This window comes from Kitasatospora sp. NPDC091276, from assembly GCF_040684355.1.
In the GTDB taxonomy this organism is placed as follows: Bacteria; Actinomycetota; Actinomycetes; order Streptomycetales; family Streptomycetaceae; genus Kitasatospora.
In genome coordinates this window covers 53993-76745 of sequence record NZ_JBFBFU010000018.1, presented here as the reverse complement: position 1 = coordinate 76745, position 22753 = coordinate 53993, and the positions used below count along the sequence as shown (strand labels likewise).

General features: G+C 75.0%; 17 protein-coding genes. 11 read left to right on the top strand and 6 right to left on the bottom strand.

Features of this window, described 5'->3' with window-relative positions:
* Window positions 1–97 precede the first annotated feature (97 nt).
* On the top strand, window positions 98–1087 hold the full coding sequence (locus AB0O19_RS22735) for an ABC transporter ATP-binding protein (RefSeq protein ID WP_363621811.1): 990 nt from the start codon (window positions 98–100) through the stop codon (window positions 1085–1087).
* A 46-nt stretch (window positions 1088–1133) separates the two neighbouring features.
* Here AB0O19_RS22735 and AB0O19_RS22730 read toward each other — a convergent pair whose 3' ends face one another.
* Both AB0O19_RS22730 and AB0O19_RS22725 read right to left on the bottom strand, forming a co-directional pair.
* Complete coding sequence (locus tag AB0O19_RS22730) at window positions 1134–1313, bottom strand: hypothetical protein (protein WP_363621809.1); 180 nt, start codon at window positions 1311–1313, stop codon at window positions 1134–1136.
* A gap of 151 nt (window positions 1314–1464) precedes the next feature.
* Complete coding sequence (locus AB0O19_RS22725; RefSeq protein WP_363621807.1) at window positions 1465–3006, bottom strand: AMP-binding protein; 1542 nt, start codon at window positions 3004–3006, stop codon at window positions 1465–1467.
* Window positions 3007–3181: 175 nt separating this feature from the next.
* On the opposite strand from AB0O19_RS22725, the gene AB0O19_RS22720 reads away from it, so the two are divergent.
* Together AB0O19_RS22720 and AB0O19_RS22715 are read left to right on the top strand one after the other, a co-directional pair.
* Window positions 3182–3844: an AAA family ATPase gene (locus AB0O19_RS22720; protein WP_363585569.1), complete on the top strand. Its 663-nt coding sequence runs from the start codon at window positions 3182–3184 to the stop codon at window positions 3842–3844.
* Between the two features lie 189 nt (window positions 3845–4033).
* On the top strand, window positions 4034–5224 hold the full coding sequence (locus AB0O19_RS22715) for a proteinase inhibitor I4 serpin (RefSeq protein WP_363621805.1): 1191 nt from the start codon (window positions 4034–4036) through the stop codon (window positions 5222–5224).
* A 60-nt stretch (window positions 5225–5284) separates the two neighbouring features.
* On the opposite strand, the gene AB0O19_RS22710 is transcribed toward AB0O19_RS22715, so the two are convergent.
* Together AB0O19_RS22710 and AB0O19_RS22705 are read right to left on the bottom strand one after the other, a co-directional pair.
* Window positions 5285–6370 carry an IS110 family transposase gene (locus tag AB0O19_RS22710; RefSeq protein WP_363621803.1) on the bottom strand — a complete coding sequence of 362 codons (1086 nt, stop codon included), beginning with the start codon at window positions 6368–6370 and terminating at the stop codon, window positions 5285–5287.
* A 230-nt stretch (window positions 6371–6600) separates the two neighbouring features.
* Window positions 6601–7551: an SDR family NAD(P)-dependent oxidoreductase gene (locus AB0O19_RS22705; RefSeq protein WP_363621801.1), complete on the bottom strand. Its 951-nt coding sequence runs from the start codon at window positions 7549–7551 to the stop codon at window positions 6601–6603.
* Between the two features lie 229 nt (window positions 7552–7780).
* On the opposite strand from AB0O19_RS22705, the gene AB0O19_RS22700 reads away from it, so the two are divergent.
* The 4 genes from AB0O19_RS22700 to AB0O19_RS22685 all read left to right on the top strand — a co-directional run bounded on the left by AB0O19_RS22700 (window position 7781) and on the right by AB0O19_RS22685 (window position 12113).
* Window positions 7781–8533 carry an alpha/beta fold hydrolase gene (locus AB0O19_RS22700; RefSeq protein WP_350881847.1) on the top strand — a complete coding sequence of 251 codons (753 nt, stop codon included), beginning with the start codon at window positions 7781–7783 and terminating at the stop codon, window positions 8531–8533.
* Between the two features lie 105 nt (window positions 8534–8638).
* Window positions 8639–9943: a styrene monooxygenase/indole monooxygenase family protein gene (locus AB0O19_RS22695; RefSeq protein ID WP_363621799.1), complete on the top strand. Its 1305-nt coding sequence runs from the start codon at window positions 8639–8641 to the stop codon at window positions 9941–9943.
* A gap of 217 nt (window positions 9944–10160) precedes the next feature.
* Window positions 10161–10616: an archease gene (locus AB0O19_RS22690; protein ID WP_363621797.1), complete on the top strand. Its 456-nt coding sequence runs from the start codon at window positions 10161–10163 to the stop codon at window positions 10614–10616.
* 69 nt (window positions 10617–10685) lie between these two features.
* Window positions 10686–12113, top strand: coding sequence for an RtcB family protein (locus AB0O19_RS22685; RefSeq protein WP_363621795.1), 1428 nt, complete (start codon window positions 10686–10688; stop codon window positions 12111–12113).
* A 27-nt stretch (window positions 12114–12140) separates the two neighbouring features.
* On the opposite strand, the gene AB0O19_RS22680 is transcribed toward AB0O19_RS22685, so the two are convergent.
* Both AB0O19_RS22680 and AB0O19_RS22675 read right to left on the bottom strand, forming a co-directional pair.
* A complete protein-coding gene (locus AB0O19_RS22680) occupies window positions 12141–13640 on the bottom strand; it encodes a carboxylesterase family protein (protein ID WP_363621793.1) in 1500 nt (499 codons plus the stop codon).
* A 394-nt stretch (window positions 13641–14034) separates the two neighbouring features.
* Window positions 14035–15351 (bottom strand): hydrolytic protein, encoded by a 1317-nt coding sequence (locus AB0O19_RS22675; RefSeq protein WP_363621792.1) that lies wholly within the window; start codon window positions 15349–15351, stop codon window positions 14035–14037.
* Between the two features lie 233 nt (window positions 15352–15584).
* Between AB0O19_RS22675 and AB0O19_RS22670 the strand changes: the two genes are divergently transcribed.
* From AB0O19_RS22670 to AB0O19_RS22655, 4 genes are all read left to right on the top strand, one after another.
* Complete coding sequence (locus AB0O19_RS22670) at window positions 15585–16316, top strand: LuxR C-terminal-related transcriptional regulator (protein WP_363585563.1); 732 nt, start codon at window positions 15585–15587, stop codon at window positions 16314–16316.
* A gap of 129 nt (window positions 16317–16445) precedes the next feature.
* Window positions 16446–19715 (top strand): hypothetical protein, encoded by a 3270-nt coding sequence (locus AB0O19_RS22665; RefSeq protein ID WP_363621790.1) that lies wholly within the window; start codon window positions 16446–16448, stop codon window positions 19713–19715.
* Window positions 19712–20446: a DUF4255 domain-containing protein gene (locus AB0O19_RS22660; RefSeq protein WP_363621789.1), complete on the top strand. Its 735-nt coding sequence runs from the start codon at window positions 19712–19714 to the stop codon at window positions 20444–20446. Before AB0O19_RS22665 ends, AB0O19_RS22660 begins: the two co-directional genes overlap by 4 nt.
* Entirely contained in the window at window positions 20443–22593 is a 2151-nt protein-coding gene (locus AB0O19_RS22655) for an AAA family ATPase (RefSeq protein WP_363621787.1), read from the top strand. Before AB0O19_RS22660 ends, AB0O19_RS22655 begins: the two co-directional genes overlap by 4 nt.
* Window positions 22594–22753: the final 160 nt, after the last annotated feature.

The window sequence follows — 22753 nt, the reverse complement described above, 5'->3', positions numbered from 1 at the left end:
GGACCGTGGGGACCGTCAAGGTCGTCGAGATTTTCAGGACCGTCAGGACCTTCAGGACCGCCAGGACCTCTAGGACAGTCAAGACAGGAGACGAGCGGTGAAGAGCACTCCCCAGGAGCAGCCGGTCGCCGAGGCCCCCAGCTTGCAGGAGCTCCGGCAGCGGGCCCTCGCCGCCGCCTCGCCCAAGGCGTACGGCGAGGGCGCGGCCATCGTCTGCGACCGGCTGGTGCGGATCTTCAGCGCCGAGGGCGTCGAGGTCCAGGCGTTGCAGGGCTTGGAGCTGACCATCCAGCAGGGCGACCTGGTCGCCCTGGTCGGTGCCTCCGGCAGCGGCAAGTCGACCCTGCTGACCATCCTGGCCGGGCTCGACGTGCCGACCGCCGGAAGCGCCACCGTCGCCGGCTGCGACCTGCTGGAGATGTCCGCCCGGGAGCGGCTGCGCTACCGGCGCGAGGTGGTCGGCTTCATCTGGCAGCAGACCGCCCGCAACCTGCTGCCCTTCCTCACCGCCGCCGAGAACATCGCCCTGCCGATGCAGCTGCGCGGGCGCCGGGCCGGGGCCGGGCGGGCCAAGCAGCAGGCCGACCGGGTGGCCGAGCTGCTGGAGGCGCTGGAGATCGGCGACCTCGCCCACCGCCGCCCCAACGAGCTCTCCGGCGGCCAGCAGCAGCGGGTCGCGATCGCGGTGGCGATGGCCAACAACCCGCCGGTGCTGCTCGCCGACGAGCCCACCGGCGAACTGGACTCCGAGACCGCGGGGGTGATCTTCGAGTCCTTCCGCACCGTCAACCGCGAACTCGGCGCCACCGTCGTCATCGTCACCCACGACCCGATGGTCGCGGGCGAGGTGCGCCGCACGGTCGCCATCCGGGACGGCCGGACCAGCAGCGAGGTGCTGCGCCGCACCGTCACGGACGAGCACGGCGAGGAGTCGGTCAACGAGCGCGAGTACGTGATGCTGGACCGCACCGGCCGGGTGCAGCTGCCGGTCAAGTTCCTGGAGGCGCTCGGAATGGAGCACCGGGTGGCGGTCGACCTCGCGGCCGACCACATCGAGGTCCGTCCGGACGACATCGCCGGGCACTGAGGCGGCGGGCACCGAGGAAGCGGGTGGGCGGCGGCCGTCGGGTCCGTCAGCTGTCGCCGCCCATCCGCTGGAAGAGCCCGCTGCCTTCGGCGTCCGCGCGCAGGTCGGGTGCGTCCTCACCGGCGCGCTCGCCCCGGGCGGTGGCGGTGCAGAGGGCGAAGACGAGCACTGCACTGGCCGCGACGGCGAGGATTCCGAGTGCGGTCAGGACGCGTAGCCAGGTCAAGGAAGTGCCTCCTGGGGACGGTGCGGAGGAACGCCGCCGGGGTTGTATCGGCAGTTCGGTCCGCACGGTCGAGTGTCCACAGGCGGTTCTTCCCGTCGTCCGCCGCGCGAGAGGTCGCCCGCGCGGGCGCTCGAAGCATCAGTAGGGCGCGTCACACTCCCTCGCGCGCCCCTGTAGGGGTGACGGTCCGTCCCTCCGAGGACGTGGCCAACGTCCGCAGCGCGTCGAGGTCCGGCTTCCCCGCCCCGGTCAGCGGGATCCCCGGCAGCACCAGGACGGAGTCCGGCGCGCACCGCGGCCCGACCCGCTCCCGAGCCCAGCGGCGCAGTTCCTCCGCCGTCGCCCGCGATCCCGGCCCGGTGACCACGGCCGCGTGCACCCGTTCCAGCCGGTCCGGGCCGGCCGTCGCGAACATCACCGCCTCCCGCACCTCAGGGTGCGCGCGCAGCGGCTCCTCGACGTCCCGGGGGAAGACGTTGTGCCCGTCCACGATCGCCATCGGGCGGCGCCCGGCCACCGTCAGATAGCCGGCCGCGTCCAGACTGCCCAGATCGCCGGTGTGCAGCCAGCCGTCCCGCAGCACCCGGGCGGTCAGCTCGGGGTCGCGCCAGTAGCCGACCATCGCCGTCGGGGTGCGGACGCAGATCTCCCCGGTCCGGCCCGCCGGCAGCACCGTCCCCTCCTCGTCCACGATCCGCACCTCGGTGTCCGGGAACGGGCGCCCGGCCGTCGCCAGCAGCCGCGGGTCCAGGTGCTCGTCCGGGCCCAGCCTCGTCACCGGCCCGCACTCCGTCAGGCTGTACGTCTGGTGCAGCACCCGGCCCAGCCGCCGCGTCGCCTCCGCCAACCGGCGCGGCGACGGCGGACAGCCGGTGTACGTGACGCGGCGCAGGCTGCCGGTGTCGGTCGCGCGCAGCAGCGGATGGTCCAGCACGCGGTAGAGCAGGTGCGGCGGCAGATACACCCGGGAGACCCGGAACCGCTCGATCGCCGCCAGCACCGCCTCGGCGGCGAAGGCCTCCTGCAACACCACCGTGCCGCCCGCCGCCAGCGCCAGATCCGCCGTCGTACCGCCGCCGTGGCACAGCTCCGTACAGAGCAGGAACGTAGAACCGGACAGGAGCGCCGGTCGCGGCGGCCGGCCGAACCGGCGCAGCACACCCTTCGGCCGGCCCGTCGTCCCGCCGGTGAACCGCACCGCCATCACGTCCTGCGGGCGGAACCGCGGGGCCAGCGGCTCCGGCGAGCAGGACGCGGCCGACGCCGACAGGTTCACCCCGAGCGCCGACGGCCCCAGCGCGAACAGGCCCGCCGAGGGCAGCGACCGCGCGATCCCCCCGGCGGCGGCCCGGCAGCGGGCCGGATCGAAGACCAGCGCCGACGTCCCGGCGAACCCGGCCAGCGCCACCGACTCCCCGACCGGGCCGTCCGGATGCGGCATCGCGACCCGGCACCCCAGCAGGTTCGCGGCCAACCGCACCAGCACCGCCTCCGGCCGGTTCCCGGCCAGCACCGTCACCCCGTCCCCGCGCCCGAGCCCGGCACCCGCCAGCGCCCGCGCCGTCCGGTACACCCCGTCCAGGCACTCCCGGGCGGTCAGCGCCTCCTCCCCCCAGCGGATCGCCACCCGCCCCGGATCCCGCTCCAGCCCCGCCAACACCAGCCCGGTGTACGTCGGCCCCGACTCCGCCATGCTGCGGCCTCCTGTCTGATGGGACGTCAGCTTAGGGCGGGCGCGGTGGTGGAGTGGTGCCGGGGATCCCGGGTGCAGGGGCCGCTGCCGGGGCGTCCTGCCGTGACCGGACCGGAGTGCCGTACCCGCGGCCGGGAGTTGTTAGGGTTCCCCGTCGGACAGGGACGGGGGACACGTGGGCACCAGCACGGGCACGGCCGAGGCGCCGGGCGGGCAGGGGGCCGAGGAGCGCCCGCACGGCGTCCTCGACCTGCGAGGCGTCGCGGGGGCGGCGTTCACCGTGGGCTACCCGCCCGATGCCGTCGTGGTCGTGTCGGGCCTGCCGGGCGCGGGCAAGAGCACGCTGCTGCGGCGCTGGTCGGGGGCGGGGGCGGTGCCGACCGTCGACCCGCGCGCCGTCCACGAGGCCTGCGAGGCGGTCATGCCCGCGCGCCTGCCGTACGCGGTCTACCGGCCCTGGGCCCGACTGGAGCACGTCCGGCTGCTGCGCGCCTCCGTGCGGCGCGGCGGGCCACTGCTGGTGCACGACTGCGGCAGCCGCGCCTGGATGCGCCGCTGGCTCGCCCGCGAGGCCGCCCGGCAGGGCCGGCAGCTGCACCTGGTGCTGCTCGACGTCGGCGCCGCCACCGCGCTGGACGGCCAGCGGGCCCGGGGCCGCCACGCCTCCGCCCGGGTCTTCGCCCGCCACCGCCGGGGCCTGGACCAACTGCTCGCCGCCTTCACCCGCCACACGCGCTCCGGCGCGCCGACCCCGGCCCCGGAAGCGGCGTCCGTCCTGCTCCTCGACACCGCCTCCCGCTCCCGCGCCACAGCCGTCCACTTCGGCCCGGCCCGGTGAGGCCCCCGGCATCGTTCCTGCCGTGGTGGCGGCAGGAGCGCGGCATGGCGCCGACGCCCGCGTCGTCCGCGTCCACGAGCCCGCCCCCGACGAGAGCCTGACCCTGCGCCGGGAGCGGTGAAATCCCCTCGCACCCCGCCCCGCCCAGGCCTTACGCTCGGCGCGCAAAACGCCGATCGAGGGGGGCGGATGGGCCGGGCCGAGGCGGTACGGGCGGTCAACGGGCTGGGTGTGCGGTGGGTCGAGCAGGCGCGAGCGGCCCACGGGACGGTGCTGATGCCGGCCGGGGTATGGCCGCTGCTCGGGGTGCTGGCTCCGGCGGGGAGCCCCGCCGTCCGAGGGGAGTTGGAGGAGGCCCTTGGGATGCGGGCCGAGGCCGCCGCCGTGTGTGCGGGTGAACTCCTCGGCCTGTTGCGGGGGTTGCCGGGAGTCGGTGCGGCGCTCGGGTTCTGGTCGGCGGATCGGCTCCGGCCGGAGTGGTCGGCGGCACTGCCGGCGGACGTCCACGGGCGGCTGAGCGGGGACACGGCGGAGGACCTGCGGGCGCTCGACGCCTGGGCCGCGCGGTGCACGGACGGTCTGGTCGACGCGATGCCGGTGAGCCTGGACCCGGACACCCGCCTGGTGCTGGCCGCCGCGCTCACCGTCCGGACCGACTGGATCCGGCCGTTCGAGGAGGGAGCGGGCCCGGAACTCGAGGACGAGTGGGGTGGACCGGTCGCGTACCTGTCGCGGTGGACCTCCCTGCTGGACCGGGCCGCCGTCCTGGAGACGCCGACCGGACCGGTCACCGAGCTGCGTGTCCTCGGGCACGGCGACATCGACGTCCGGTTGCTGCTCGGCGAGCCGGACGCCCCGGCGGGCCGGGTGCTGGCTGCCGGGATCGCGGCGCTGTCCCACCGGCACCGTCGGATCACCGCGGACCGCCTGCCCACCGGATCTCCGGGGCCCGGACTCACCCTGGGCTGGCGACGCAGCCGCCGGCCGCAGCCGGAACTGTGTGTGTACGTCCCCCGGTTCACGGTCAAGGCCGAGCACGACCTGCTGGCGCGCCCCGAACTGTTCGGCCTGGCGTCGGCGAGCACCTCCTCACGGGTCGAGCACCGACTGCCCGGGCTCTCGGACGGCGAGCCGCTGTTCGTCCAGGGCGCCGCCCAGACCGCCACCGCGACTTTCGGCCCGCGCGGCTTCCGGGCGGCCTCGGTGACCGCCATCTCGGCCGCAGCGGCAGGCTGTCCGCCACCGCCCCCGCCCCCGTACCGGATCCGGCACGTCGAGGTCTGCTTCGCCCGGCCTTTCGGCTTCCTCGCGGTCCATCGCGTCACCGGGCTGGTCCTCGCCGCCGGCTGGGTGACCGAACCGGATCCCTGGGTGGACTGACCTCCCGACGGATGAGGCCGGAGCGGCAGCTTGCCGGAGCGGTGGATGCTCCTATGGATGTCAAGCCGCAGGAGCGAGGTCGGTTTGGGTGATTCGTCGGGTTGGTGTGCTGGTCAGGGCGCGGTAGATCTCGCGGGCGACGAAGCGCTTGAGGCAGCGCATGATGTCCTTCTTGGACAGGCCTTCCTTTGTGCGGCGTTCGACGTAGGCGCGGGTGCGCTCGTCGTAGCGCATGCGGACCAGCACGATGGTGTGCAGGGCGTTGTTCGCCGCCCGGTCGCCGCCGCGGTTGAGTCGGTGGCGGTGGGTGCGGCCGGAGGAAGCCGGGATCGGAGCGACCCCGGCCAGGTGGGCGAAGGCGGCCTCGGAACGCATCCGTTCGGGGTTGTCCCCGGCGGAGGCCAGTAGCTGGCCGGCGGTCTCGGGACCGACGCCGAACAGCGCGAGGAGTTCCGGGGCGGCCTGCTTGAGCATTGGGCCGATCTCGGCGTCGAGTTCGGCGATCTCGTCGTCCAGCGCCTGGTGGCGGCGGGCCAGGCGCCGCAGCGCGGCCTTGGTCGCCGTCAGCGGTGTGGACAGGTCGCCGCCGCAACGCAGGCGGGAAAGGGTGCGTATCAGGACGCTGCGGTCCAGGCCGGCCAGCTGCTCGCGCAGCACCGCTGGAGCGGACACCAGCAGGCCGCGGATCTGGTTCATCGCCTGGGTGCGGGCCTTGACCGCGCTGCGGCGCGTAACGCGCAGGACCCGGACGGCCTCGACCACGCCGTCTCGGCTCTTGGGGATGCCGGTGGCCCGCCCGGAGGCCACCGCCGTGGCGGCGGCGTAGGCGTCGATCGGGTCGGACTTGCCCTTCATCCGGCGGGTCTTGCGGTCCGGCCGGTCGACGTCGACGACCGTCACCCCGGCTGCGGTCAACACTCGGGCGAGCTCGGCGCCGTAGGCGCCCGTCCCTTCGACCCCGACTGCTTTCAGGGTGCCCTGCGAGCGCATCCAGTCCAACAGGGCCCGGTAGCCGACGATGGTGGCGGGGAATTCCTGGTCGGCGAGGTGCCGGCCGAGCGGATCGATCACGGCCGCGTGGTGAGTCAGTCCGTGGGTGTCGACTCCGCCGGTGATCTCCGGGCTGTCGTGCGTCATGCTGGTCATGTCCGTCCTTGCCGCTTGTCCGAGCCGAGGGCGGCACGCGCCGGTCGGGCGGGTGGACAAGACAGTGACGGGGCTTCTGGACCAAGCTCCTATGAAGTCACAGGCGCCCGTCCGGCCGCGTGCGTGGTGACCCCGCTGATGAGCCGACAAATCCAAAACAGGACAGTCCGAGACGTCAGTCAGAGGGCGAGTCAGACTCATCAGCAGAACCACCAGTCACATCATCACTGTCAGAGGAGGCCGAGGTGGGGGTCCACGGCGGCGAGTCGGCAGGTGGCGTCCCAGAGGCGGCCGGCGACGGCGCGGTCGGTCAGGTGGGGCTGGGCGGGTTCGAGGCGGGGGGCGCCGCGCAGGCCGAAGACGCGGGGGCCCCAGAGCTGGCCGCCCTGCGCCTGCGGGTCGAGGACGGCCCGGACGATCGGCCACGCGCCGTGGTCCTTGCCCTGGAGCAGGAGCCCGGCCGGCAGGCCGCGCAGCCCTTCGCCGACGGTCCGGGTGTGGACCGGCGGGCGGGGCGGGGTGAGCGAGTCGAGTGCGCCGCCGGGGTGCGCCAGCAGGCTGAGCACGGTGCTGCCGGCGGCGCGGAGGCGTCGGTCGAGTTCGAGGCCGAAGGTCATCTGCGCCAGTTTCGAGCGGCCGTAGGCGCGTTTGGGCCGGTAGTCCGCGGCCGACTGGAGGTCGTCGAGGTCCAGTCGCTCCGAGCGGGCCGCGAAGCTGCCGACCGTCACGATGCGGCCCGCCGGTGCGGCCGCGAGCAGGGGGGCCAGCCAGCGGGTGAGCGCGACGTGCCCGAGGTGGTTGGTCGCGAACATCAGCTCGTGCCCGGCGCCGGTCTCCCGGCGCGGCGGATCGTCCAGCGCGACCCCGGCGTTGTGGACGACCGCGTCGAGGCGGTCGAGGGCGAGCCCGTCCACGGCGGCCCGCAGGGAGGGCAGGTCGGCGAGGTCCAGCGGGAGGTGGCGCACCACGGCGCCGGGGACGCGGGAGCGGATCGACGCCATGGCGGCCCCGGCCCGACCGGCGTCCCGGCTGCCGAGCACGACCGTGGCGCCGGCCCCGGCGAGCTGCTCGGCGACGAAGTAGCCGATACCGGCGTTGCCCCCGGTGACCAGGACGCTCCTCCCGGCGGCGGCCGGCGGCCGGTGAACGTCCCACGGCCGGCTGCGGGTTGTGGACGACATGCTGATGACCTCCTGGCGAATTCGGGGCCGCCGGGACACCCGCGATTCGAGACCGCGGCCCCGCCGGCAGCCCCACGATCACAGGCCTGACCGGCAGATCGCTGACAGATCGCCGTCACCGCCGTCGGGCCTCAAGATCGTCGAACCGCCGGGTTTCGGGCCCGCGTCGGGTGGGGCCCTGCGAGACTGGGGTCAGCAGAGTTCGTCACGGAGAGAGGTCCGCATCCGCATGTCCAGCAGTGCCGCCGTCGACAACCCGTGGTTCCGCCGCTTCAGTCCGTCCGACTCCGCCCCCGCCCGGATCGTGATCTTCCCCCACGCGGGCGGCTCCGCCAGCTACTACATGGAGTACGCCAACGCGCTCGCGCCCTACGCCGACGTGCTCACCGTCCAGTACCCGGGCCGTCAGAACCGCTTCGCCGAACCGGCGATCGACTCGGTGCTGGAGCTCGCCGAGCAGCTCTACCGGGAGCTGCGCGAGTGGACGGACCGGCCGCTGACCTTCTTCGGGCACAGCATGGGCGCGGCCGTCGCCTTCGAGACCGCCCGCTGCTTCGCCCGCGACGGCCTCCCGGGGCCCGAGCGGCTGTTCGTCTCGGCGGGCCGCGCGCCCTCGCTGCCCCGGGAGACCGCCGTCTACCGGCTGCCGGACGACGGGCTGCTCGACACGATCGTGCGCCTCGGCGGGACGGACGAGCGGATCCTCACCATCCCGGCGCTGCGCGAGCTGATCCTGCCGGCGCTGCGGGCCGACTACACCGCCATCGAGACGTACCGCTGCGCGCCGGAGGCGACCGTGCCGCAGCCGATCACCGCGCTGGTGGGGGAGACCGACCAGAACGCCACCGTCGACCAGGCCGCCCAGTGGGACCGGCACACCACCGGCGGTTTCGACCTGCGGGTCTTCCCCGGCGGGCACTTCTACGTGGCGGACCAGACCGCGGCCGTGGTCGAGGTGCTCACCGCGCACCTGCGCGGCTGAGCCGGCCGCGCCGGGGCGTGGCCGGCGCTGGTGGAGCCCCGGGCCGAGCGGCCGGGCCCGCCCGGCCCCGGTGACGCGCCCCGGCGGCTCGGCTACTGTGCCTGCGTGACGGGCCGTCAGCCGGGCCGCCGGCGGCGCCGTCAGCCGAGACCACCCACCCTGGAGGCCGCCATGCGCCGGATCGCCGTCGTCGGAGCGGGCCAGGCCGGCCTGCAGCTCGCGTTGGGGCTGGTGGCGGCCGGCTACCAGGTGACGCTGATCGCCGAGCGCACCCCCGAGCAGGTGTGCGGCGGGCGGGTGCTGTCCACCCAGGCGATGTTCGGACCGGCGTTGCGGACCGAGGCGGCGGCCGGGCTGGACCTGTGGGCGGGGGAGGCGCCGGCGGTCCGCGCCGTCCGGTCGGTGCTCGCCGTGCCGCCCGGGGTGCGGGCGCTGGAGTTCACCATGACGCTCGACGAGCCCGCCCAGTCGGTGGACCAGCGGCTGAAACTGGCGCGCTGGCTGGAACTGCTGGAAGAGCGCGGCGGCCGGGTCGAGTACCGCTCGCTGGACCGGGACGGCCTGTGCGAGCTCGCCCGCCGGCACGAGCTGACGGTGGTCGCGGCCGGGCGCGGCGAACTGGCCGGGGTCTTCGAACGCGACGCCGCCCGCTCGCCGTTCGACCGGCCGCAGCGGGCGCTGTCCTGCCTGTACGTCCACGGGGTGGGCTCGCCGGATCCGGCCACCGAGCCGCGGGCGCGGATGCACGCGCTGCCCGGCCTGGGCGAGCTGTACCTGCAACCGGCCCTGACCCTCTCCGGCCCGTGCGCGATCCTGTTGTGGGAGGCGCTGCCCGGCGGGCCGCTGGACGCGTTCCGCGACGCCCCGGCGCCCGACGCCCAACTCGTCCGGATCCGCGCCCTGTTGCGCGAGTACCTGCCGTGGGAGGCGGAGCTGTGGGCGGACGCCGAGCCGACCGATGCCGGGGCCGGACTGTCAGGCGCCGTCACCCCGGTGGTGCGGCGGCCGGTGGCGGAGCTGGGCACCGGCGTCGACGCCGTCCACGTGCTCGGCCTCGGCGACGCGGTGGTGGTGAACGACCCGATCGCCGGCCAGGGCGCCAACAGCGCCGCGCGGGCGGCGCAGGCGTACCTGCGGGCGATCGTCGAGCACGGCGAGGCCCCCTACACCGCGGACTGGATGTGCCGCACCGCAGAGCGCTTCTGGCGTCAACACGCCCGGCACGCGGTCGAGTTCACCGCCGCGATGCTCACCGTGCCGGACCACGTGCAGGGTGTGTTCGCGGCCGCCGCCGAGCACGAGGCGGTCGCCCGCCGGCTCGCCAACACCTACGCGGAGCCGAGCGACCACGCCGCCTGGCTGGCCACCCCCGACCTGACCGCCGCCTACCTCGCCTCGGTCCGCGACTAGAAGTCTCCTGAAGATCTTGCTTCGGACACCCGATTCACCCCGGTTTGCCAGGAAATGTCAACCAGGTCGAACTGGTGCAAGCCGGGCGCGTTTTCAAGATCTTCATCAGCCTTCTAGGCCGTGTCCGACCCGCCCCGGGAGCCTCCGCGGTTGCCTCCGGGTGCCCCACGGGACGACGCTGGAGGGGGAACGTCAACGGGGGCGGGAGGCGTCGCTCGTGGACGGTCGCGGACCCGCGGGGCGTGCCGGCAGCGGCCACCGGACCGTGCCGCACACGGCGGACCTGCGGGTGGAGGCCTGGGCGCCGACGGCCGAGGGCTGCATCGGCGAGCTGGTGCACGCCGTCGTGGGCGGCTTCGCGGACCTCTCCGGCGCGCGGATCGTCGGCGAGCGCGGCTGCACCGTCCTCGCGGCGAGCGACGCGGACCTGCTCGCGGGCGTCCTGGAGGAGGTCGTCTACCGGATGGACGCCGACGGCGAACTCCCCGCCGGGCTGGCGCTCGGCCCGATCCGCGGTCTGGACGGCGCCCGGACGGTCGAGGTCCGCTTCCGGATGGCGGACGCCGCCACCGCGGCCCTGGTCGGGGCCGTGCCGAAGGCGGTCTCGCTGCACGACCTGGACCTGCGCGCCGGCCCGGACGGCTGGACCTGCCGGGTGACGGTGGACGTCTGAGCGGGCCGGGGGCGGCACCGAGCGGGACGGGCACGGAACGCGGAACGGGCACGGAACGGGGTGAGCGAAGTGGAGATCGCACTGGTCGAGGCGGGCCGCTGCCGCTGGCGGATCGAACCGCGCCCGCCGATGCGCGTGCCGGGCGTGGTCTTCGCCAGCCGCGCGCTGCTGCCGCAGGCCGCCGGGGACAAGGCGCTGGAGCAGGTGGCCAACGTGGCGACCCTGCCGGGCATCGTCCGCGCCTCCTTCGCGATGCCCGACGTGCACTGGGGCTACGGCTTCCCGATCGGCGGGGTGGCCGCGACCGACGTCGACCAGGGCGGGGTGATCTCGCCCGGCGGGGTCGGCTTCGACATCTCCTGCGGGGTCCGACTGCTGGGCGCGGGCGTCGGCCGCGACGAACTCGACCCCGAGCGGGTCACCCGCCTGATGGACCTGCTCGACCGCACCGTCCCGCGCGGCCTCGGCCGGGGCGGCCTGTGGCGGCTGTCCGGACCGGAGGAACTGGACGACCTGCTGCTCGGCGGCGCCCGGTACGCCGTCGAGCACGGCCACGGGGTGCCGCGCGACCTGGAGCGCTGCGAGGACGGCGGCGTCCTGGCCGGCGCGGCCCCGGGCGAGGTCAGCACCCGGGCCGTCGAGCGAGGCCTGCACCAGGTCGGCAGCCTCGGTTCGGCCAACCACTTCCTGGAGGTCCAGGCCGTCGACCGGGTGCACGACCCGGAGACGGCGGCGGCGTTCGGCCTGCGGCCGGGCCAGGTGTGCGTCATGATCCACTGCGGCTCGCGCGGCCTCGGCCACCAGATCTGCACCGACCACGTCCACGCCATGGACCGCGACCTGGAGCGCCGGCGGATCGAGCTCCCCGACCGCCAGCTCGCCTGCACCCCGGTCGACTCGCCGCGCGGCCGCGCCTACCTGGGTGCCATGGTCGCCGCGGCCAACTACGGGCGGGCCAACCGGCAGCTGCTCACCGAGGCGGCCCGCCGCGCCTTCGCCACCGCCCTCGGGGTCGGCCTGGAACTGGTGTACGACGTGTCGCACAACCTCGCCAAGCTGGAGACCCACGACGTGGACGGCGTGCCGCGACGGCTGTGCGTCCACCGCAAGGGCGCCACCAGGGCGCTGCCGCCCGGCGACCCCGGCCTGCCCGCGGACCTCCTGCGGGCCGGACAGCCGGTGCTGGTGCCAGGGACGATGGGCACCGCCTCGTACGTCATGGTCGGGCTGCCCGGCAACGAGGCCTTCGGCTCCGCCTGCCACGGGGCCGGGCGGGTGTGGAGCCGCCACCAGGCGCTGCGGACGGTGCGCGGCGAACAGCTGCGCGGCGAACTGGAGGCGCGCGGCATCGCGGTGCGGCCGGCGTCCTGGCGGGCGCTGGCGGAGGAGACTCCCCGGGCGTACAAGGACGTCGACGCGGTGGTCGCCGCCACCGAGGCCGCCGGGCTCGCCCGGCCGGTCGCCCGCCTGGTGCCGCTGGGCGTGGTCAAGGGCTGACCCGCCCTGCGGCGGTGTCCCGGGCGGTCAGCGCAGGTCGAAGGCGGCGGGGTGGTGTCCGGCCCAGATCCGGCGGGCGGTCTGCTCGGGGTAGCGGACGGTGCGGGGGCGGGCGTCCAGGACGCGGGTGAGCTGTTCGTCGGGGTGGAAGGCGGGCCAGCCGGGATCGCCGGTGGTGGCGAAGGAGACCCAGGCCCGGTGGAGCTCGTGGGAGACCGCGACGGCCTCCGGCGAGGGGGTGTCGCCGAGGAGTTGCCGCCCGATCGGGCTGTCCAGCGTTCCGAAGGCCAGGGGGACGTCGAGGCTGTGGCAGGCGCCCAGGACCCCGCCGAGCGCGGGCAGGGCCAGTTCGAACAGGTAGGAGGTGCCGCCGGCGGCGGTGTTGGCCTCGGCGAGCTGGAGCGAGGGCATTCGGAACAGGGCGTCGGAGCGGACGGACTCCAGCAGTTCGTCCGGGGTGGCCCGCGGGTACGCGGCGCGGTAGGCGTCGGGGCCGTGCGGCTGCGGGGCGAAGAGGTCGAGCGCGGTGCGGGCGTCCTGTTCGGTGAAGGTGCCGAGGAGCCCGGCCATGACGGTGAACAGCCGGAACTCGTCGCGGGTGTGGCCGACGAGCAGGTCGATCCCGGCGGCCCGGCCGGCGGCCAGGGCGGGCCAGGGTGCTTCGGGCAGGACGTCGCCGTCGACGACCGGGCAGACCGCGAGGCCGGACCGGGCGAAGGCCCCCCAGCGCTCGCCGTGTCCGGGCAGGTCGGTGCTGAGGGCGGTGAGCTCCCCGGCGAGGCGCCAGGGGTCGACCGCGGACAGGGCGGCGGCGGTGGGCGCGGTGCCGAGCCGGCCGGCCAGTGCGGCGGTGACGTCGGCGGCCAGGGCGGGGGTGCAGTGGCTGCCCGGCACCGAGTGGGTGACGGCGCGTCGGAACAGGCCGCGCACCGGCTTCATGGTGAGCAGTGCGGCGATCGAGCCGGCCCCGGCGGACTGGCCGGCGACGGTGACCTGGTCGGGGTCGCCGCCGAACGCGGCGATGTTGCGCCGGACCCACCGCAGTGCGGCGGCCTGGTCGAGCAGGCCGCGGTTGGCCGGGGCACCGTCGAGCCGGCCGAAACCCTCGACGCCCACCCGGTAGTTGAGGCTGACCACGACGAGTCCGGCGGCGGCCAGGGCCGTGGCGTCGTACATGGGGTCGTCCGAGGCCGCCGCGACGTAGCCGCCGCCGGGGATCCAGACCAGGACGGGCAGTCCGGCCGCGCCCGGGTCCGGGGTGTGGACGTTGAGCGTCAGCCAGTCGGTGTCCCCGGCCGGGCTCGCGGCCGTCGGCCCGGACTGCGGCGGGGTCGGGCCGAACCGTGCCGCCTCGCGGACGCCGTCCCAGGGTTCGGCCGGGGCGGGGGCGGCGAAGCGCAGCGCTCCCACCGGGGGCCGGGCGTACGGGACGCCCCGGAAGACGGCGTGCCGGCCGAGGAGGCGGCCGCGCAGCAGGCCCTCGGCGGTGCGCACGGTCGGGTGGGTGGGCAGGTTGTGCTCCGGCACGGGTCTCTCCTCGGTCCGGCTGCTCCGACCGCCTCCAGGGTAATCGGTCGCCGACGGCCGCCGACCGGCACCCGGACGGGCTGTTCGCCCGTTTCTGACCGACCGACCGGTTGGTGATCCTGTTTCCGGGCACGGCGGTTGACGAGGTGTCAGGCATGGGTGAAAGGGCAGGATCCACTGTACGAACGGGCCGCTCCGCTTGCCCGTTCGGGCGGATGCCCGGTCCTGGCGGGCCCTATGGCGTCCGCCGGGCTTCCGGGCGGGTGTCACTCACGTCACTCTCTGTCCCATCAAGGCCGGGTTGGTGTTAGAAACGACTACTGAACCGGCCAGTAATGTCGCACTCCATTGACAGGTGCATGGTGTGAACGAGAAGTGAGGGAGGGGTGCGGTTTCAGCGCTTGATATCGCTCAACTGCCCACTGACGTTCAGCAGTTCGTGGCACTGGGTGGCCTGCTTCCCCGAGGCGGGCGTACCCGGCTGCTGGCAGACAACGCTCGCCGTCACCGTCTGGTCCTCGGGGACCTCGATGGGAGTCACCCAGTGATAGTCCTGGTTACGGAAGGTCTCCAAGGCGATGGTCGTGATCGTCTGCTCGCCGAACTTGATGGTCAACAGCCCCTGGTCGCCCTGGAAGTTGGCGGCGACGATGTCGGTGATGCGGAAGACCTTGCCGTGGTCCACCCGATAGGCGCCCACCGCGGAGCCGCCGGTGTTGGTGGTCACGTCGACCGTCGTGGAGAACTGCTGCTCCGTCCCCGGGACCGAGCGGCCGGAGCCGCCGCCCGAACCACCGCCGGAGCCGCCGCCCGCAGCGCCGCCCTGCTGCCCCTGACCGCTCGGAGTCGCCCCGGGGACCGGGGCCGGCGGAGCCGGGACGGGGGCCGGGGTGAACGAGGCGACCTTCTGCTCGACGGCCTTGTCGGCGGCCTGCTTCGCGGAACTGCGCACCGCCGGCCGAACCAGCGTGAGCCAGGCCAGCAGCAGCGCGAGCAGCGCCGCGATGAGCGCGAGCAGCCACTTGGGCAGCAGCGCGTGCTGGACGAACTCGCCCTCCAGCACGTGCGGCCGCTCGGCCGGCTGCGGGCCGTCCGACGCGGCGGCCTCGCCCTCCTGGCCGACGGTGACCTCGAAGGGCCAGGTGGCCGGCTTGCCGAACCAGATCAACTTGCGCGCGCGCACCCGCAGCCGGGTCTCGGCGGACTCGCCCGGTGCGAGTCGCAGCCGCTCCGGGGCGAACCCGAAGCGCAGCTCCTCGCCGGGCTGCGCCGGGGCGAACGTCACGACGGCCGCGGTGTTCCCGAGGTTGCGCACCGACGTCCGGTAGCGGGCGCGGAGCCAGCCCCGGCGGCGCCGGGGAGCGAGCGCGGCGCGCAGCTCCCGGAACGGCGTCACGGTGACGGTCGTCTCCGGCACGGTCACCAGTTCGGGGCGCTCGGCGGGCAACACCCGGATGCCGAGCGGGAACTCACCCGCCCGCACCTCGTGCGAGCGGGCCGGGGCGAGCCGTATCGTCACCGTCTCGGACGTCCCCGGGAAGAGCGAGAGACGGGCCGGCTCGACCGTCGTCCACGGAGCGCAGGCCCCGACCACCTCCAGCGAGTACGCCTCAACGATATCGGTGTCGTTGCGTACCGTCAGGGTCGTCGTGGCCACGTCTCCGGGCGACACCGTCAGCGCGGGAAGGCCGAGTTCGGCGGATGCGGTCATGCCGTGACGGTAGGACCGGAGGACACCCCCAGGAGAGAGCCCCGCGGGCAAGCCGCGGGCACACCCCTTGCCCGCGGGAACAACCGGGCCCTGCCCGGGGCCGATGCCCCGCCCCCAGCCAACGCTCCCCACCCCGTCCCCCCGGCAACACCCGCGGCCGGCTCCATGACATGGCGCCCGGCCGTCCTCACCATGCGTCCGGTGACGCAGACGAAGCAGAACGGAACAGTTGGATGACGATGATCGAAACCACCACCCATGAGGCCGTCGGGGCGACCAGGTCCGTGCAGGCCCGACCGCGTGGATCGGCCGAGCCCGCCACGGTGCGCGTGAACGTGAAGCCGGGCCGGGTCCAGGTGGCGGTGTACGCGGAGGACATCATCCTGCACACGGGCGTCGTCCAGCAGTTGAGGCACCGGCCGGAGGTGGAACTGCTCGCCGAGGGCGACGTCGCGCGCGCACAGGTCTCCCTGATGGTGGTCGACGGGCTGAACGACGCCGTGACCGACCGGCTGCGCCGGCTCCGCCTCAACACGCAGAGCCGGACCGGGCTGGTCGTGGGCCACTTCGAGGCCGGCGGCCTGCAGACCATCATCGAGTGCGGCGTCGGCGCCGTGCTGCGCCGTTCGGACGCCGACCAGGACCGGCTCGTCCACCTCATCACCGCCCTGGCCAACGGCGAGGGCGTCATGCCGGGGGACCTCCTCGGCAAGCTGCTCGACCGGGTCGGCAGCCTCCAGCGCACCATGCTCGACCCGCGCGGGCTGACCCTGTCGACCCTGACCGCGCGCGAGGCGGAGATGCTCCGGCTGGTCGCCGACGGCCTCGACACCAGTGAGATAGCGGCCGAGACCTCGTACTCCGAACGCACGGTCAAGAACGTGCTGCACGAGATCACCACCCGGCTGGGACTGCGCAACCGCGCCCACGCCGTCGGGTACGCGATGCGCCACGGCCTCATCTGAGGACGCCGCCGGAGCGTCGGCGCCGGATTGCCCTCAGGGGCACCGGTCGCTACCCCCGGCTCGGGTGCCCGGGGCCTGTCGCCCCGGCGCCCGGGCCGGGGAGACTGCCGGACGTACCCTTCTCGGTCTGTGAGGTTGAGCGTGATCGGCGCCACCGGCACTCCCCGCCCCCTGCGGCGCTCGGCGCGAGCCGCCGTCGCGACGTTGCTGTCCCTGGCCGTGGCCGTGGTGACGCTGGGCACCGCGAACTCCGACGGCGACGGACGAGGCGCCGCCCCGGTGGCCGCCGGGGCCACGGCGGAGAGCGGACGGATCGTCTACGCCGGCACCGGCCACCGCAGCCTGGCGCGGCTGACCGGGCCGACGTCGAGCGCGTCGCTGTTCGGGCCCGGCCCCGTCCACTTCGACACCGAACCCTCCGCGCGCGGCGACCAGTTGGTGTTCACCAGCCTGCGGGACGGCCCGCTGCCCCAGGTCTACCTGCGCGAGGCGTCGGGCGCGGTGCGCAGGCTCACCACCGGCATGGACACCGCGGAGCCGACGCTCGCCCCGGACGGCAGGACCGTCGTGTTCGACGCGGTGGAGCCCGGCGGGCGCGACGGGCAGACCCAGCGGGACCTCTGGGTGGTCAACACCGACGGCACCGGCCTGCGCAGGCTGACCGACACCGCGGACTCCGAGGCGCACCCGACGGTCTCGCCCGACGGCAAGTGGGTCGCGTACACCTGCGACGTGGACCCGGCGCACACCCAGGTCTACGTCATGCCGCTGGCCGGCGGCGCGGCGCGGCGGATCACCGCGGTGACCGCCGGCAACGCCGTCGAACCGGCGTGGAACCCGGTGGACGCGCCCGACCTGCGCGACCAGATCGTCTACACCTGGGACCAGGCCGGCCAGACCGGGCCGCAGCTGCGGGTGATCTCGCCCGAGGGCACCAACGACCGGGCGTTCTTCCCCGGCGTCGGCGGCGACTGGCGGACCAGGTCCGCCGGTTGGCTGCCCGACGGCAGCGGCGTGCTCTTCCTCAGCCCCAACCGGCAGAACGCCGACCCGACGCCGTACGAGAACGTGTACCGCGCCCTGACCTGCTTCTGTGGCGGGGCCGAACTGGTGGCGAGCGAGGACCGCGCCGTCCGCACGCCCGTCTGGCTCGGCCCCCAGAAGGGCGGCGGGCCCGTCGTGGACCGCAACAGCGCCGACACCCCCAACGTGGCCGACCTGTCGGACATCCGCCCCGACGGAGCGGACCCGCGCGACCTGGGCGTCAGCGTGCTCCGGGAGGACCCGGCCGCCGACACCGACACCGACCCCGCGGCCGATCCCCTGTTCAACCCCCGCCCCGGCTACGACCCGTGGTTCGAACGGCAGACCTACACGCCGGACGGCCGGCGGATCGTGCTGACCCGCTTCGAGGACTCGCCCGCCGGCCGGATCGAACGGATCTGGCAGACCGGCGCCGACGGCTCCGACCCGAAGCCGATGAACCTCGCCGGGCGCGGACCGAAGGACTGGGACACCGACCCGGAGCTCTCGCCCGACGGCCGCCTGATGGCCTTCACCAGGACCTCGCCCGGCGGCGTCGGGGCGGCCTCCGGCCCCGGGCGGGTGCTGATCGCGGACGTGTCGACCGGCGCGATCGTCGGCACCGTCGAACCGACCAACGGCGAGCCGGCCGCGTCCATGGCCCAGCCCTCGTGGTCCCCGGACGGCAAGCTGATCGCCTACACCAGGACCGAGGTCGTCAACGGCAACGGAGGCAACAAGCACGTGTGGACCGTGCCCGCCAACGCCCTCGACCGGCCGACCGACCTCAGCCGCAGGGCCTGCCCGGGCGCCTGCGACGTCATCGACGACAGCCCCGCGTTCTCGCCCGACGGCCGGCGCGTCGCCTTCAACCGCAAGACCGGCGACGGCGGGCTCAACCAGCAGAACGGAGTCCTCGTCAGCTCGGCCACCGGCGACGGCTGCACGGTGGTCCTGCCCGCCGGACTGAGCCAGGACCGGAACGCCTGCCGCCGCCCGCTGCCGGACACCTCCGCCACCGGCCCGTTCCAGCCCCGCGACGTCGCCTGGACGGCGGACGGCGGGCAGCTGGTGCTGACCTCCCGCCGGGCCCTGCCGGCGAACTCGCCGGAGGCGCTGCAGAGCTACGACTTCGCGACCGGCCGGCTCACCTCCGTCAACTCCAGGCTGCCGGGGCGGCAGAAGGAACCGAGCGTCCAGCAGTCCGTCGACCTGTCGCTGAGCGCGCCGGCCGCCACCATCCCGATGCAGATCGGGGGCTCCACCACCGTGGCCATCACCGTCACCAACCACGGCCCGGCGCCCTCACCCGGCACCGCGTTCACCGCGTCGGTGCCGACGGGCGCCCGGCTCACCGGGCTCAAGGCCACGGCCGGAACCTGCGCCGCCGACGCCCTCCGGTGCGAACTCGGCACCCTGGCACCGGGCGCGGTCGTCCAGGTGACCGCCACCGTCGTCGGGACCGTGGCCGGCGACCAGCGGTTCGGCTGGTGGGTGACCGGGGCGGTGGTCGACCCGAAGCCCGAGGACAACATCGCGCAGACGGTCGTACCCGTCCAGGCCGCGTCGCCGTCCCCGAGCCCGTCTCCGACCCCGACCCCGACCCCGACTGCCTCGCCGACCCCGACACCGACCCAGACCCCGACCCCGACACCGCCCGTCTCCTCACCCCCGGCCCCGCCACCGCCGCCCGCCCCGGCCCCCGCACCGCAGCCGGCGCCGCCCGCGCCGAAGGCCGGACCGGCCGTGACGGTCGGCGCCCAGCCGAACCCCGGATACGTCGGCGGCCGGGTCACCGTCACCTACACCGTGCGCAACGACGGCCAGGCCCTCGCCACCGGACTGCGCGTCTCGCTCGGCCTGCCCGCCGGCGTCCCCACCGGGCCGATGCCACCCGGCTGCACCGGCGGCGTCTGCGACGTGGCCGACCTGCCCCCGGGCGGCAGCGCCGTCGTGCAGGTGGTGCTCGCCCCCGAGGCGACCCTGGACACCACCATCACCTCCGTCCTGACCACCACCGGCACGGACGCCGACCCGGGCGACCACGTCGCGCGGACCCCGCTGCGCATCCTCCAGCCCCGCATCGTCGCGGTGCCGCCGATCGGCAAGCCCGGCTTCGTGACCTCCGTCCGCGGCGTGGACTTCCCGCCCGGCACACCGGTGACCCTCACCTGGACGCCCGGCATCACCGCCGCCGCGGCGCCCACCGTCCCCAAGACCGACGGCACCTTCGCGGGCCAGCTGCTCATCCTCGCCAAGGACGAGACCGGCCCCCGGACCATCACCGCGAGCGGCCCCGGCTTCTCCCCGGTGACCACCCCCTTCCTCGTGGTGGCCGGCAGCGTCGGCCCGCCGGGGGAGGTGCAGCGGCGGTGATCCACGAAGTCGACGAGGCGCTGCGGCTCCTGCTCGTCGAGAGCGGCCTCCAGGAACGCGGGATCGAGCTGGTCTTCGAATCGCCGACCCGGGACTGGGCCGCCCGGCGCAACGCCCCCACCGTCAGCGTCTTCCTCTACGGCATCCGCGAGGACGTGTCCCGCCGCCAGGCCGGCGCCGCCGAGCAGCACGACGCCGACGGCGTGGTCGTGGCCTGGCGCAGCGCGCCCCGCTGGTTCGAACTGGCCTACCTGGTGACGGCGTGGACCAACCGGGCCCAGGACGAGCACCGGCTGCTGTCGGAGGTGCTCCGCTGCCTGACGGCCGCCGACGCGCTGCCCGCCCGGCTGCTCACCGGCACGCTCGCCGAACTCGGGCTCACCATCGGGCTGGAGACCGCCGGGCGCGGCGAGGGCATGCCCTCGGTGTCCGACGTGTGGTCGGCCCTCGGCGGCGAGCTGAAACCCTCGATCGACCTCAGGGTGCTCGCCCCGCTGTCCGGCCGGCGGGCCCAGGCGGGGCCCCCGGTCACCGACGGGCTCGTGCTGCGCGCCGTCGACAAGAGCGGCGAGAGCCACGAGAGCGACGCCGACGCCCCGGAGGCCACGGGTGACCCGGGCCGCCGGCTGCGTTACGAGGGCGGCACGGACCCCGGCGCGGACGGCTTCGCCGCGCCCCGGGAACGCCAGCTGCCGCCGGGCCGCAGACGGCGCGGCGGTGCGCCGCGATGACCCTCGACCTGGAAGCGGCGGCCACCAGCGGGCCCGCCGCCGACCTGGACGACCTGTGGGAGCGGCTGAGCCGCCTCGAACAGCGGATCCGGGCCGCCGTCCGCGAGCGCAGGGCCGACGACCCGGACCCGGACGACCCGTACCGGGGCCAGTACCTCACCCCGGAGGCGGCGGAACGGATCCTCGCGGCGCCCGCCGCGACGGGCCGGGCCGGCGCCGACCTCGGGGAACCGCCGCCGCCACCGCCCGGATCGAGGACCGAACGGATCGTCGACGGCTTCGGACTGCTCCCGCTGGACCTCGAACTCCTGCTGGTGACACTCGCCCCCGACCTCGACACCCGCTTCGAACGGCTCTACGGGTACCTCAACGACGACCTGACCCTGCGCCGGCCGACCATCGGGCTCGCGCTCGAACTGTGCGGGCTGTCCGGGGCGGGCGCCGGCCGGTTCCGCTTCTCCGCCCAGGCCCCGCTGGTCGCCGGCGGCCTGCTGGAGATCACCGAACCGGAACGCCCGCTGCTCTCCCGGGGCCTGCGCCTGCCCGACCGGGTGACGGCCCATCTGCTCGGCTCGGACGAACCCGACGGCGCGCTGCGCGGGCTGGTCCGCGTCGGCCGGTCCGGCGTCGGCACCCCGCCGCAGGCCGCGCGCCGGCTGCGCGCCACCGTGGCCAACGGCGGCGGACTGGTGCACCTGCTGGACCGGGGCGGCAACGCCGGGCGGCTCGCGGTCGACGCCCTCGCGGGCCTCGGCCGCCGGGCCCTGGTCGTCGACGTCACCGCGCTCGCCGCCCGCCCCCCGGAAGCCGTGGTCCGGGCGCTCGCCCGGGAGGCGCGGCTGAGCGGCAGCGGTGTGGTACTGGGCCCGCTGGAGCGGCTCGAACCCGAACGCCCCGAGCGGGCCGGGCTGTTGCGCGAGCTGTGCGCGGAACTCGCCGAGGTGCCGCTGCTCGTGCACGGGTCGCGCCCGTGGGATCCGACCTGGGCGCAGGAGAGCCCGGTGGTGCTCGTGGCCCCTCCGCTGGACCCGGCGCAGCGCGCGGAACGCTGGGCGCACGCGCTGGGCGGCGCTTCGCATGAGCCTTCGGGTGAGCCTTCGGGCGAACCCGGGGAAGGCCCTGCGGAAGGGCCGTACGAGGGCGTGCTGAGACCCGAGTTGGCCGAGGCCGTCGCCCCGTACCAGCTGGACGAGGACCAGGTGGCCAGGGCCGCCGGGGTCGCGACCAGGACGGCCGCCGCCGAACACCGCCCGGTGACCGCCGACGACCTGCGGGCCGCCGTACGGGCGCAGAACGGGGCGGGGCTCGCCCGCCTCGCCCGCCGGATCGAGCCCGCCGTCGGGTGGGACGACCTGGTGCTGCCCGAGCCCACCGCGCGCCAACTGCACGAGCTCGCGCTGCGTGCCAGGCACCGCGACCAGGTGCTCGGCCAGTGGCGGATGCGGCCGGGCGGAGGGCGTGGGCGCGGGGTGATCGCGCTGTTCGCGGGGGAGTCCGGCACCGGGAAGACCATGTCGGCCGAGGTGGTCGCCGCCGAACTCGGCATGGAGCTGTACGTCGTGGACCTGTCCACCGTCGTGGACAAGTACATCGGCGAGACGGAGAAGAACCTGGAGCGGATCTTCACCGAGGCCTCGCACGTGAACGCCGTCCTGCTGTTCGACGAGGCCGACGCGATCTTCGGCAAGCGGTCGCAGGTCAAGGACGCCCACGACCGCCACGCCAACGTGGAGTCGGCGTACCTGTTGCAGCGGATGGAGTCCTTCGACGGGATCGCCGTGCTGACGACCAACCTGCGCGCCAACCTCGACGAGGCGTTCACCCGACGGCTGGACGTCATCGCGGAGTTCCCGGTGCCGGACGAGGAACAGCGGCACGCCCTGTGGGAGCGCTGCCTGGGCCCGCTGATCCCCCGCGGCGACGACCTCGACCTGGCGTTCTGCGCACGGCACTTCGAACTCGCCGGCGGCTCCATCCGGGCCTGCGCGGTGACCGCGGCCTACCTGGCCGCCGAGACGGGCCGCCCGCTGGGCATGGCGGAGCTGGTGTTCGCGGTCGAGCGGGAGTACCGCAAGCTCGGCCGGCTCGTCCTGGAGAGCGAGTTCGGGCCGTGGTCGCGTGCCTCCGGGGGCACCGGGCGGGCCTGAGCGCGCGGCCGGGCGACCACCGGCCGCGGTCGGCCGGTGACCGACTGACGACCGGCTGACGACCGGTGAGGCCCTGCCGGGGTGCCCGCCGGGGCAGCGGCTCTGCCCCTGGTCCGGGACCTGCGGACATGTCGCGGGTGGCGGCCCGGCAGCAGACTCG

Bases quoted from the DNA above. Each gene is read 5' to 3' on its own strand.
- AB0O19_RS22725 (WP_363621807.1), bottom strand. From the start codon at position 3,006: ATGGCGGAGTCGGGGCCGACGTACACCGGGCTGGTGTTGGCGGGGCTG.
- AB0O19_RS22715 (WP_363621805.1), top strand. From the start codon at position 4,034: ATGGGCCGGGCCGAGGCGGTACGGGCGGTCAACGGGCTGGGTGTGCGG.
- AB0O19_RS22710 (WP_363621803.1), bottom strand. From the start codon at position 6,370: ATGACCAGCATGACGCACGACAGCCCGGAGATCACCGGCGGAGTCGAC.
- AB0O19_RS22705 (WP_363621801.1), bottom strand. From the start codon at position 7,551: ATGTCGTCCACAACCCGCAGCCGGCCGTGGGACGTTCACCGGCCGCCG.
- AB0O19_RS22700 (WP_350881847.1), top strand. From the start codon at position 7,781: ATGTCCAGCAGTGCCGCCGTCGACAACCCGTGGTTCCGCCGCTTCAGT.
- AB0O19_RS22675 (WP_363621792.1), bottom strand. From the start codon at position 15,351: ATGACCGCATCCGCCGAACTCGGCCTTCCCGCGCTGACGGTGTCGCCC.
- AB0O19_RS22670 (WP_363585563.1), top strand. From the start codon at position 15,585: ATGACGATGATCGAAACCACCACCCATGAGGCCGTCGGGGCGACCAGG.
- AB0O19_RS22655 (WP_363621787.1), top strand. From the start codon at position 20,443: ATGACCCTCGACCTGGAAGCGGCGGCCACCAGCGGGCCCGCCGCCGAC.